The following is a 12540-nucleotide window of genomic DNA, read 5'->3' on the forward strand; positions in this document are numbered from 1 at the left end:
AGTTCTGGTCCCGCGCTGCCAGGGCTCTCTGGGGCTGCCGTCCGCCACCACTGGAGAAGCACCTATGACCACCCCCTCGCTGCGCCCCCATCGGGCCCGCACCCCTCCCCAACGGCCAGCCTGGCCCGGCTGGGTGCTGGCGGCAGCCGTTGCCAGCGCCTTGGCGCCCCAGGCCCATGCCGATGCGCCTGCCGCCGATGGACAGGCCCCCGCAATGGCCACTGCGCAGGCGGCGCCATCGATCTCGCTGGCTGCCGCCTGGGACAAGGCGCTGGCGGCCAACCCCGGTCTGCAGGCTGCGCGCTATGGCGCTGCTGCCGCCGAAGGGCTGGTACTGCAAAGCCAGGCACGGCCCAACCCGGAGCTGTCGGTCAACATCGAAGACACCCGGCGCGAGACGCGGACCAACACCGTGCAGATCAACCAGCTGGTAGAACTGGGCGGCAAGCGCGAGGCTCGCATGCAGCTGGCCGAAACTGAAAAGGCGGCTGCAGAGGCGGGCGTTGCAGCAAGCCAGGCTGCCTTGCGCTACCAGGTGCTGGTCAACTTTAACGAGCTGCTGCTGGCCCAGCAGCGGGTGGACTTTGCCACCCAGACCCATGCGCTGGCCAGCCAGGCGCTGGATGCCGCCAACAAGCGGGTGCAGGCCGGCAAGGTGCCGCCGCTGGAGGCCAGCCGTGCCCAGGTAGCACAAGCCAATGCAGCGCTGGAGCTGGAGCAGGCCAGGTCGTTGACGGGCGTGGCGCAGCAGAACCTGGCATCGCTGTGGGGCGGGCGCGGTGCGGAGCTGGGCATGGCCCAGGGAGATTTCGCCGCCACGGCGCAGGCCCCCACGGCCGAGCAGCTGGACCAGCGGCTGGACGACGCGCCGGCCATGCTGCTGGCGCGGCGGGCGTTGGAGCAAAGCCGCGCTGCCTCGGCGGTGGAGCGCAGCAAGCGCGTGCAGGATCCGACCCTGAGCCTGGGCGTGAAGCGCGCCCAGGATGTGGGCCGCAACCAGGTGTTTGTCGGCGTGAGCATCCCCTTGCCGCTGTTTGACAACAATGCCGGCAACCAGCTGCAGGCACTGCGCAAGGTCGACCAGGCCGAGCAACTGCTGCAGGACCAGCGCCTGCAACTGCAGGCCCAGGTGTTTGCTGCGCGCCAGCAGTGGCTCAGCAGCAACCAGCAGGTGGCGCTGCTGCAAAGCCAGGTGGTGCCCACGGCGCAGTCGGCCTATGACCTGGCGGTGCGTGGCTTCTCGCTGGGCAAGTTCAGCTTTTTGGATGTGCTGGACGCCCAGCGCAGCTTGTTTGACAGCCAGCGCCTGCTGCTGGACCAGCGCATGGCATCGCACCGCGCCCGCGCCGAGATTGAACGCATTTTTGGCACGCCAGCACTGGCCACTGCCGCTACAGGAACCTGAACCCATGTCCGAGAAAAAAACATTTGACCGCTCGCTCGCGTCCTCCAAACAGTGGATGGCTGCGGCGGTGATTGCCGCCGTTGGCGTGGCCGGTGGCGCCTACCTGTTGCGCGGCCCTGGCACGGCGGCGGCTGCGTCGCCCGCTGCATCCGCGTTAGGCCATGCCGATGCGCAAGCCCACAAGGATGGGGAACACCATGGCGAGGCCGCTGCAAAGACGGGTGCCAAAGCGGGCGCCCAAGCCGATGCGCACCAGGAGGCAGCCCCGCATGCCGATGGCGAACACCATGATGAAAAGGCCGAGAAAGCCGACAAAGCCGAGGCCGGCAGCAAGGACGCACATGGCGATGCGGCCGGCGGCCATGCTGAAGGCGAAGAGGCAGGCGAGGGCCTCGTCAAGCTGAGCCCAGCGCAGGCGAAGGCAGCCGGTGTGGTGGTGGCCCAGGCGGGCCCGGCATCGCTCAAAAAGCAGGTACTGCTGCCTGGCGAGATCCGCTTTGACGAAGACCGCACCGCCCATGTGGTGCCGCGCGTAGCGGGTGTCGTGGCCTCGGTCCATGCCCAGCTGGGCGAGCAAGTGGCCAAGGGGCAGTTGCTGGCCGTCATCCAGAGCCCGGCGGTATCTGACCAGCGCAGCGAGCTGCAAACGGCGCAGCGGCGGCTGGCGTTTGCCAAAAGCACTTACGAGCGCGAAAAGCAGCTGTGGCAGGAGCGCATCTCTGCCGAGCAGGATTACCAGGCGGCCCGGCAGGCGCTGCAGGAGGCAGACATTGCGGTGGCCAATGCCGCGCAAAAGCTGTCCGCCATTGGGGCGGGCGCGGGCGCGGGGGGCTCCAGCCGCTATGAGCTGCGTGCGCCGCTGGCCGGCATGGTCGTGGAGAAGCACCTGACCGTGGGCGAATCGGTGACCGACAGCACGGCATCGTTCACCGTCTCGGACCTGCGCTCGGTCTGGGCGGAGATCAGCGTGGCCGCGCCGCAGCTGCCCGATGTGCGCATGGGTGCGCCGGTGGTCGTGCGCGCCACCGCCTTTGACTCCCAGGCCGAGGGCCGGATCGCCTATGTGGGTGCGCTGATTGGCGCGCAAACCCGCACGGCACCCGCCCGCGTGGCGCTGGCCAACCCGCAGGGGGTGTGGCGGCCGGGGCTGTTTGTCGATGTCGAGGTGCTGGCTGGCGAATCGCCCGTCCCGATTGCGGTGGACAGCAAGGCGATCCAGCGGCCCGATGGCAAAGAGAGCGTGGTGTTTGTGCCGGCTGAGGGCGGCTACCAGGCCAAGGTCGTGCAGTTGGGTGCGACGGATGGCAAAACCACCGAGATCACATCGGGCCTGAAGGCGGGGCAGAGCTATGTCAAAGAAGGCTCCTTCCTGCTGCGGGCCGAGCTGGGCAAGGCATCTGCCGAGCACGCGCATTGATCGGGAGTCCGCATGTTTGAACGCATCATCCGTTTTTCCATCGAGCAGCGCTGGCTGGTCATCCTGGCGGTTTTCGCCATGGCTGCATTGGGCGTTTTCAGCTACCAGCGCCTGTCCATCGATGCCGTGCCCGACATCACCAATGTGCAGGTGCAGATCAACACCCAGGCACCGGGCTACTCCCCGCTGGAGACCGAGCAGCGCATCACCTACCCCATCGAGACGGTGATGGCCGGCTTGCCGCACCTGGAGCAGACCCGTTCGCTGTCGCGCTACGGGCTGTCGCAGGTCACGGTGATCTTCAAGGACGGCACCGACATCTACTTTGCGCGCCAGCTGGTCAATGAGCGCATCCAGGAGGCGCGGGAGAAGCTGCCGCCCGGAATTGCACCGAGCATCGGCCCCATCTCCACCGGCCTGGGTGAAATCTATTTGTGGACGGTGGAGGCGGAAGACGGCGCCAAAAAGGCCGATGGCAGCCCCTACACCCCGATGGACCTGCGCGAGATCCAGGACTGGGTCATTAAGCCCCAGCTGCGCAACGTGCCCGGCGTGACCGAGATCAATGCGATTGGCGGCTTTGCCAAGGAGTACCTGGTAGCGCCGCGCCTGGACAAGCTGGCGTCCTATGGCATCTCGATGGACAAGCTGGTGACGGCGCTGCAGAGCAACAACACCAATGTGGGAGCCGGCTATATCGAGCGCGAGGGCGAGCAGTACCTGATCCGTGCGCCTGGCCAGGTGCAGGGCATTGCGGACATCCAGGAGGTGATTGTGGCCACCACCCAGGGCCAGCCGGTGCGCGTGCGCGACCTGGCCGAGGTGAGCCTGGGCCGCGAGCTGCGCACCGGCGCTGCCACCGACAACGGCCGTGAGGTGGTGCTGGGCACCGTGTTCATGCTGATCGGGGAGAACAGCCGCATGGTGTCCAAGGCGGTGGATGCGCGCATGGACGAGATCCGCAAAAACATGCCCGAAGGGGTGAAGGTGGTCACGGTCTACGACCGCACCACCTTGGTGGAAAAAGCCATCGCGACGGTGAAGAAAAACCTGGTCGAAGGCGCGGCGCTGGTGGTGGTGGTGCTGTTCTTGTTTCTGGGCAATATCCGCGCTGCGCTGATCACCGCGCTGATCATTCCGCTGTCGATGCTGTTCACCTTTAGCGGCATGGTGAAGTACGGTATCAGCGCCAACCTGATGAGCCTGGGCGCGCTGGATTTCGGCATCATCATCGACGGGGCGGTGGTGATTGTGGAGAACTGCGTGCGGCGCCTGGCGCATGCGCAGGAGCGCAAGGGCAGCCCGCTCTCGCGCAGCGAGCGCTTCCATGAGGTGTTTGCGGCCGCCAAGGAATCGCGCCGTCCGCTGCTGTTCGGGCAGCTGATCATCATGGTGGTCTATCTGCCGATCTTTGCGTTGACGGGGGTGGAGGGCAAGATGTTCCACCCTATGGCGCTGACCGTGGTGCTGGCCCTGGTGGGCGCGATGGTGTTGTCCATCACCTTTATCCCGGCGGCGATTGCCTTGTTCATCGGCAATAAGGTGGGCGAGAAGGAAAACCGCCTGATGACCTGGGCGCGCAAGGCCTATGAGCCCTTGCTGTTGCGGGTGATGCGCATGCCGGTGGTGGTGCTGACGACAGCTGCGGTGGCTGTGGCCCTGAGCCTGCTGCTGGCATCGCGCCTGGGCAGCGAGTTTGCGCCGAATCTGAACGAGGGGGACTTTGCGATCCAGGCGCTGCGCGTGCCGGGCACGAGCCTGACGCAATCGCTCGAGATGCAGATGCAGATCGAGCGCGCACTGAAGGACCAGGTGCCTGAGATCGAGCGGGTGTTTGCCCGCACCGGCACGGCCGAGATTGCCTCGGACCCCATGCCGCCCAATATCTCGGACGGCTACATCATGCTCAAGCCGCGTGCGCAGTGGCCCGATCCCAAGCGCAGCCGCGAGGACCTGCTGGCCCAGGTGCAAGAGGTGGTTGAAGCGATACCGGGTAGCAACTACGAGTTCTCGCAACCGATCCAGCTGCGCTTTAACGAGCTGATATCGGGCGTGCGCAGCGATGTAGCGGTGAAGGTGTTTGGCGACGATATGCAGGTGCTGGAGCGCACCGCACAATCGATTGCTGCCATGCTGCAGAAGGTGCAAGGCGCGTCCGAAGTGAAGGTGGAGCAGACCACCGGCCTGCCGATGCTGACAGTGCAGGTGGATCGCGAAAAGGCATCGCGCTATGGCCTGAACATGGGCGATGTGCAGCAGACCATTGCCACGGCGGTGGGCGGCCAGGAGGCCGGCACGGTGTTTGAAGGCGACCGGCGCTTTGACATCCAGGTGCGCCTGCCCGAGTCGGTGCGCAGCGACCTGGCCGCACTGGAGCGCCTGCCGATTGCACTGCCGCCGCAAGAAGGCAGCCGCCAGGGCTTTGTGCCCTTGTCGGCCCTGGCCAGCTTTACACTATCGCCCGGGCCCAACCAGGTCAGCCGCGAGGATGGCAAGCGCCGCATTGTGGTGAGCGCCAACGTGCGCGGCCGCGATATCGGCTCCTTTGTGCAAGAGGCGCAGCAGGGCCTGAGCGCCATGTCCATTCCCAGTGGCTACTGGACGCGCTGGGGCGGCACCTTTGAGAACCTGCAATCGGCCCAGCAACGGCTGCAGATTGTGGTGCCCGTCGCCCTGCTGCTGGTGTTCACCTTGCTGTTTGCGATGTTCAACAACGTGCGCGATGGCCTGATCGTCTTTACCGGAATCCCGTTTGCGCTGACCGGCGGCATTCTGGCGCTGTGGTTGCGCGATATTCCGCTGTCGATCTCGGCAGCGATTGGCTTCATCGCCCTGTCTGGCGTGGCCGTGCTGAATGGCTTGGTGATGATCTCGTCGATCCGCGCGCTGCGCGAGGGCGGCATGGCCGTGCCCGATGCCGTGCAAACGGGTGCCCTGTCGCGCCTGCGCCCCGTGCTGATGACGGCCCTGGTGGCATCACTGGGCTTTGTGCCGATGGCCATTGCGACCGGCACGGGTGCCGAGGTGCAGCGGCCGCTGGCCACTGTGGTGATTGGCGGCATTTTGTCGTCCACGATGTTGACCCTGCTGGTGCTGCCGCTGTTGTACCGCCTGGTGCATCGGCGCGATCTCTCAGAAGACGAGCTGGATGACAAAGAGGGCGTTGAAAAGCCCGCTGCGCACCCGGCCTGAGCCGCTCTAGCTCAGTGACAGCAAAGCCATGGCCTAACCCGCCATGGCTTTGTTGTATCTGCCATTTAAGCGGCCCGCGCATTGCAGCAATGTCATCTTGCTGTGGGGCTTTGGTCAGCGTGTTTTTTCAACAATGGAGCAGTCTCGAATGCAGTCGCAGCGAGAGTATTTTCACCCTCATGAAAGGCATTGCAACCATGCAAAAAGCACGCACCTCCACCCTGTTGTCCCTGACTTTTGCAGCCATGTCGCTGGGCATGTTGAACAGCGCATCGGCCAACACGACCGTGCACTCGGCCCCAACGGAAAAGGGCTACGAGCTCTACCCCGCGCATGCCCAGCCCGGAAAGAGCCGCGCGCAGGTGCAGGCCGAAACGTCCGAGGCGCTGCAAAAGCGCGGCCCCAACGCCTTGCGCAGCAGCAACTACCCTCCTATGCCCGATACCTCGGGATCGTCCAAGACGCGCCAGCAAGTCATTGATGAATATGCCCGCGAGACGCCGGCGGAGCGAAAGGCTCGCTTGCAAATGTTCCGTGGCTAAGCGCTGCAGTGATCCAGAAGGTGGCGCCAGGTGCCACCTTTTTTTCGCTATTCGATCTCCAACGGCCTAACGTCTAGCGCCTAGCGCACATGCAGGTGCTGCTTGACCGGCGGCTCCACTGGCGCCTCGGCCAGGCCGGCCAGAATGCCGCAGTGCTCTACATCCTCGCTGCCCCGGCAGCGGTCGCGCAGGGCGATCAGCTGCGCCTCCAGACCGCGCAGCTCCTGGATGCGCAGCGCTACATGGCCAATATGCGCTTCGAGCAGCTTGTCGACGGTTTCAGCGCAGTCCTGGGCAGGTTCATCTTTGTAGCGCAGCAGCTCACGCACTTCGTCGAGCGACATCTGCAGCCCCCGACAGTTGCGGATGAACTGCAGCCGCTCCAGGTGTTGCGCTTCATACACGCGGTAGTTGCTGGCGGTGCGGGTAGGGTGTGGCAACAGCCCTTCGCGCTCGTAGTAGCGGATGGTCTCCACAGGCGTGGCGGAGGCGGTAGCGAGTTCACCGATTTTCATGGCATTGCCCTCATGGTCTTCAGGGAGTCTAGCGATGCAGGCTTGACATTGTAGTTACTACAGGGTTTCTAATCGATGCAACAGGGGAAACACGCTTTATGACCCAGAAGAATTCAACACCCGATACCGCCCATTCCGACACCGCGCACCGCCATGCGGATGGCCCTGCATCGGCATCTTGCTGCGCTGGCAAAGACCACCCAGCCGCCGCCGTGGCCGCCAAGGGGCATGGCCACAGTCATGACCACGGCCATAGCCACGACAAAGATCACGACAAAGATCACGACCACAGCCATGGTCACGACCACGCGCATTCGCATTCCCATGCTCCCGCAGCAACGGCGGCTGCAGCGCATGCGCATAGCGACTGCTGCACCCCCGATCTGGGCCCTTCCGCCCAGGCCAGCTCGGCCTTGAAGGCCGATGGGGGGGCTTTGCTGTTGCGCATCCCCGCGATGGACTGCCCCGTGGAAGAGGGCCAGATTCGCCAGATCCTCGAAGGCGCGGCGGGCGTCAAGCTGCTGCAGTTTGACCTGCCTGCCCGCACCCTGCGGGTGGAGGCCGACCCGCAGGAATGGGCGGCGGTGACGGGGAAGATCCAGGCAGCAGGCTTTAGCACCGAGACACTGTCCGCACCCCCGTCCGCTGCCGATGTGCAGAAGGCACAACGCCGTGAGCTGTTCCGCCTGATTGCAGCCTTGGTCGTGGCAGCCACGGCCGAGCTGCTGCACCTGCTGACGCCCGAGACCTCGGTCTGGCGCATGGTGGGCATGGCAGTCGCTGCGGTAGCCATTGCGCTGTCGGGCCTGGGCGTTTTCAAGAAAGGCCTGTCGGCCCTGCTGCGCGGCCAGCTGGGCATCAATGCGCTGATGAGCGTCGCGGTGATCGGCGCCTTTGTGATTGGCCAGTGGCCCGAGGCGGCCATGGTGATGGCGCTGTACTCGCTGGCCGAGTTGATCGAGGCCCGCTCGGTAGACCGCGCACGCAATGCGATTGCCCAGCTGCTGGCGCTGTCGCCCCCGCAGATTGAGGCCAAGCAGGCCGATGGCAGCTGGCAGATGCAGGATGCCAAAACGGTGGCAGTGGGCACCCTGGCACGGGTCAAGCCCGGCGAGCGCTTTGCACTGGATGGCGAGGTGACCAGCGGCCAAAGCGCGGTGGACCAGTCCTCCGTCACCGGCGAGAGCATTCCGGTCGACAAAGCGCCGGGCGATGCTGTGTTTGCCGGCACCATCAACCAAAGTGGCTCGCTGGAATTCAAGGTCACCAAGCGGTCGACCGATACCGTGCTGGCGCGCATCATCCACGCGGTGGAAGAGGCGCAAGGCCAGCGCGCGCCCACGCAGCGCTTTGTAGACCGCTTTGCCCGCATCTACACCCCCGCCGTCTTTGTGTTGGCCGTCGCCGTGGCCGTGCTGCCCCCGTTGATGCTGGGCTGGCCTTGGCTGACCGCTATCTACAAGGCCCTGGTGCTGCTGGTCATTGCCTGCCCTTGTGCGCTGGTCATCTCCACACCGGTGACCGTTGTCAGCGGCCTGTCTGCAGCCGCCCGCCGAGGCATTTTGGTCAAAGGTGGTGCCTATCTGGAAGAGGCGCGCAAGCTGCGCGTGGTGGCCCTTGACAAAACCGGCACCATCACTGCCGGCACCCCCCAGCTGGTGCAGACCCGCATGCTGTCGAACGGCACCGATGCCCAGCAGATCGAGCGCATCGCCAAAAGCCTGGCTGCGCGCTCGGACCACCCGGTATCCAAGGCGGTCGCCACCGGTATCGATGGCGAAGCGCTGGAAGTAGATAACTTTGCTGCCGAGCTGGGCCGTGGCGTCAAAGGCGATATCGCCGGCCAGAGCTATGTGCTGGGCAACCACCGCTGGATCCATGAGCGCGGCCAGTGCTCGGCCGAGGTGGAGGCGCTGATGCTGGCGATGGAGGAACAGGGGCAGACCGTCTCGGTGCTGGCCAGCGCGCAAGGCGTGCTGGGCCTGTTTGCGGTGGCCGATACCACCAAGGAATCGAGCAAACAGGCGATTGCCGAGCTGAAGGCCTTGGGCATCCGCACGGTGATGCTGACGGGCGACAACGAAGCCACCGCCCGCGCCATTGCTGCGCAAGTTGGCATCGACGAGGTCAAGGCCAACCTGCTGCCCGAGGACAAGCTCCAGGTCATCAACGGCCTGGTGGCCCAGCAGCCCACCGGCATGGTGGGCGACGGCGTCAACGATTCCCCCAGCCTGGCCGCTGCTTCCATCGGCTTCTCCATGGGCGGCGCCGGCACCGACATCGCCAAGGAAGCCGCCGACATCCTCATCATGAACGACGACCTGCGCCGTGTGCCCGAGACCGTGCTGCTGTCCAAACGCACCTATGCCATCCTGTGGCAAAACATCATCTTCGCGCTCGGCATCAAAGTGGTGTTCTTTGCGCTGGCGGTGTTTGGCAATGCCTCCATGTGGATGGCGGTGTTTGCGGATATGGGGGCGAGTTTGTTGGTGGTGTTCAATGGGCTGCGGTTGCTGCGGGGTGGGGGCAAGGCATAGGCCTGGCCCTTTGCACAGGTCTTCGGCGCCGCTTGCCTTGGGTGGCGTCCAAGACAGCCATCACATCGCCGAGCGATCCACCTCCCGCAGCCTGCATTCAGTCAGCAGCGGAAGCTAGACCTCGGCGATGTGCTTGTGGGTGCGGATAGCGCCACATCCGGCCTGTGCATCGCACAGGCCGGTTTGCGTATCAACTACCCAGGCGGGCCACCACGAGATCGAGCAGCGCACGCAGCCGTGCCTGCCTGCGCAGATCACGGTGGTAGCCCACCCAGGTGTCGCGCCCTGGCGGCGTTTCTCCGAGATCGAGCAGTCGCACGCTAGCCAGCGCATCGCCCAGCGGGCGGGGGAGCACGGCGATGCCGGCACCCAACGCGCACATCCGCGCCTGCACATCGCGGTTGTTGCTGCGGGACACGATCTGGGCGTTTGGCAGCATCTTCTTCAGCCAAAGGGCATCGGGCATACCGCCGAAGGCGGTGTCCATGGTGATCAGCGAAGCGCCGGAGCCATCGCCGGCCTGCGGTGCCTCAAGCGCGGCGTGCAGGTAGACGCCGTAGTCAATGTGCATGAGCTTGCGTGAGATGACCTCGGGCTCGTCAAAGGGCTGAATGCGAAACACCATGTCGGCCTCGCGCCGGGGCAGGCTGAAATGGGTGGCGCTGGTCAGCAACTCGACAATGACGCGCGGCTGCAGCTGTGCAAATTCAGCCAGCACCGGGGCCAGAACATGCGCACCAAACCAGTCGGAGGACGAGAGCCGGAGCATGCCTTCGAGAAGGCCGTCGCGCCCGGAGAGCTTGCGCTCCAGCCCATGCACCTCTTCTTCCATGCGCTCGGCATGCGCGAGCACGGCCATGCCTTCGTCGGTCAGCACAAAGCCGTCTCGGGTGCGCTGGAACAGCGTCTGCCCCAACGCCTGCTCCAGGGCCTGGAGCCGCCGGCCCATGGTGGGCTGGCTCTGGCCGCTGCTGCGTGCGGCAGCACCCAGCGTGCCGGTGCGGGCGATTGCGAGGAACACGCGCAGGTCGCTCCATTCCATCTGCATGTTGGGCCCTTCAAAAATGAATGAGTAGACGTCAGTATTGTCTATTTTCAAACGTTTGAGTAGGTCCAACAATGGCGTATCTCTTATCCCCAAGGAAACTTGTATGGCCCCCTCTCTCTCCATGACCGCCGCGATGCTCGATACCCACGGCGGCGCCTTTCGCATGGTCTCCATGGCGCGTCCGCAGCCCGGCGCGGGGCAGGTGCTGGTACGCATCCACGCCAGCGCGATCAACCCGCTCGACACCAAGATCCATGCGGGTGAGGCGCCCCATGCGCGCCACCCGCTGCCTGCTGTGCTGGGTATTGACCTGGCTGGCACCGTGGCTGCCGTGGGCGCGGGGGTGACAGACTTTGCGGTGGGCGAGCGCGTGTTTGGCATGGCGGGCGGTGTCGCTGGCTTGCAAGGCTCACTGGCCGAGTACACGGCGGTCGACGCCGCCTTGCTTGCGCCCATTCCTGAGCAGCTGTCAATGCGCGAGGCTGCTGCACTGCCGCTGATCTTCATTACCGCCTGGGAAGGCTTGGTCGACCGTGCCCGTGTGCGCGCCGGACAGAAGGTGCTGGTGCATGGCGGCGCTGGTGGCGTGGGGCATATCGCCATCCAGATTGCCCGGGCCCGGGGCGCGGACGTCTTCGCGACGGGCACCGCCGAGCAGCGCGGCTTTATCGAAAGCCTGGGCGCCACTGCCATCGACTACCGCGCGCAGACCGTGGACGCTTATGTGGCACAGCACACGGCGGGACGGGGTTTCGATATCGTCTATGACACGGTGGGCGGCGCGACGCTGGATGCGTCTTTCCAAGCCGTGCGCCGCTTTGGCCATGTGGTGAGCTGCCTGGGCTGGGGCACCCATGCGCTGGCGCCGCTGTCTTTTCGCGCTGCTACCTATTCAGGCGTATTCACCCTGCTGCCCATGCTGACCGGCGAAGGCGGCGAGCACCACGGCGAGATCCTGCGCGAGGCCGCAGGCATGGCACGCGCAGGCCAGCTCGTTGCCCAGCTGGACCCCCGGCACTTTGTTGTCGACTCGGTGTGCGAGGCCTATCGGGTGCTCAAGGCCGGTACGGCACAGGGCAAGCTGGTGGTGGACATGCTGCAGGGCGCTTGAACGGTACGGGCCAGGTCCTGCGCCCTTTGCCCTGCGCTTTGAAAGCCTGGCGCCGGTATAACGGCTACCAGCGAGCGATTAGCTCGCTGGAACCGCGCCGCCATGGAGGCGCTGATCGCTGGCCTTAATAGGCGCCCATATAGTCGCGCTTGCCAACCTCCACACCGTTGTGGCGCAGGATGGCATAGGCGGTGGTCACATGGAAGAAGAACTGTGGCAGACCATAGTGCAGCAGATAGGCATTGGCGCTCAGCTTCTTTTCCTTGGGCGTGCCGGGGCGCAGAACGATTTCGCGGCTTTCGCTGAGATCAAATTGCGAGGCTGGGAAGGATTCGAGATGGGCCAGCGCCTTGGCGATCAAGGCTTGCAGGTCGGCGAAGCTGGTCTCCGTGTCGGGCCAGGATGGCACTTCGGCACCGGCCAGGCGGGAGGCGATGCCCTTGGAGAAGTCCGAGGCGATCTGCACCTGGCGGACGAGCGGAAACATGTCGGGAAACAGCCGCGCTTGCAGCAGCGCATTGGGGTCAATATTTTTTTGTGTCGCGTGGTCCTCGGCCTTCTTCAGCACATCGGACAGGGCACGCAACATCTGCTGCAAGACGGGAATGGAGGCGGTGTACAGCGGGCTGGTCATAGAGGGTTCACTTTTTAGAAATGGCACGATGGCCGAGGTGGGGCTGGCAGAGGTTCTGCGGGCTATGGAAGGCTAACAGCAAAAGGACGAAGCATCCTGCATGGTGCCGTTACAGGCTTGCTGGTCGCACGTTGCGGGC

Annotated in this window: 9 protein-coding genes; 6 read left to right on the top strand and 3 right to left on the bottom strand. The window is 65.0% G+C overall.

The window, feature by feature from the left end; translation table 11 throughout:
- Positions 1–64: 64 nt before the first annotated feature.
- The 4 genes from HS961_RS04815 to HS961_RS04830 all read left to right on the top strand — a co-directional run bounded on the left by HS961_RS04815 (position 65) and on the right by HS961_RS04830 (position 6556).
- Positions 65–1405 (top strand): TolC family protein, encoded by a 1341-nt coding sequence (locus HS961_RS04815; protein ID WP_182326623.1) that lies wholly within the window; start codon positions 65–67, stop codon positions 1403–1405.
- Between the two features lie 4 nt (positions 1406–1409).
- Entirely contained in the window at positions 1410–2822 is a 1413-nt protein-coding gene (locus HS961_RS04820) for an efflux RND transporter periplasmic adaptor subunit (RefSeq protein ID WP_182326624.1), read from the top strand.
- Positions 2823–2834: 12 nt separating this feature from the next.
- A complete protein-coding gene (locus tag HS961_RS04825; protein ID WP_182326625.1) occupies positions 2835–6014 on the top strand; it encodes a CusA/CzcA family heavy metal efflux RND transporter in 3180 nt (1059 codons plus the stop codon).
- A 197-nt stretch (positions 6015–6211) separates the two neighbouring features.
- Entirely contained in the window at positions 6212–6556 is a 345-nt protein-coding gene (locus tag HS961_RS04830; protein ID WP_182326626.1) for a DUF4148 domain-containing protein, read from the top strand.
- Positions 6557–6636: 80 nt separating this feature from the next.
- On the opposite strand, the gene cadR is transcribed toward HS961_RS04830, so the two are convergent.
- Positions 6637–7071, bottom strand: coding sequence for a Cd(II)/Pb(II)-responsive transcriptional regulator (gene cadR / locus HS961_RS04835; RefSeq protein ID WP_182326627.1), 435 nt, complete (start codon positions 7069–7071; stop codon positions 6637–6639).
- Positions 7072–7169: 98 nt separating this feature from the next.
- Here cadR and HS961_RS04840 point away from each other — a divergent pair, with 98 nt between their 5' ends.
- The gene (locus tag HS961_RS04840) at positions 7170–9608 is read left to right on the top strand and encodes a heavy metal translocating P-type ATPase (RefSeq protein ID WP_182326628.1); all 2439 of its coding nucleotides are present in this window, start codon (positions 7170–7172) and stop codon (positions 9606–9608) included.
- A 190-nt stretch (positions 9609–9798) separates the two neighbouring features.
- On the opposite strand, the gene HS961_RS04845 is transcribed toward HS961_RS04840, so the two are convergent.
- On the bottom strand, positions 9799–10650 hold the full coding sequence (locus tag HS961_RS04845; RefSeq protein ID WP_182328134.1) for a LysR family transcriptional regulator: 852 nt from the start codon (positions 10648–10650) through the stop codon (positions 9799–9801).
- 109 nt (positions 10651–10759) lie between these two features.
- On the opposite strand from HS961_RS04845, the gene HS961_RS04850 reads away from it, so the two are divergent.
- Positions 10760–11767 carry a zinc-dependent alcohol dehydrogenase family protein gene (locus HS961_RS04850; protein WP_182326629.1) on the top strand — a complete coding sequence of 336 codons (1008 nt, stop codon included), beginning with the start codon at positions 10760–10762 and terminating at the stop codon, positions 11765–11767.
- 124 nt (positions 11768–11891) lie between these two features.
- Here HS961_RS04850 and HS961_RS04855 read toward each other — a convergent pair whose 3' ends face one another.
- The gene (locus HS961_RS04855; protein WP_182326630.1) at positions 11892–12401 is read right to left on the bottom strand and encodes a DUF1993 domain-containing protein; all 510 of its coding nucleotides are present in this window, start codon (positions 12399–12401) and stop codon (positions 11892–11894) included.
- Positions 12402–12540: the final 139 nt, after the last annotated feature.

The sequence above is a fragment of the Comamonas piscis genome, assembly GCF_014109725.1.
GTDB classification, from domain to species: Bacteria; Pseudomonadota; Gammaproteobacteria; order Burkholderiales; family Burkholderiaceae_C; genus Comamonas; species Comamonas piscis.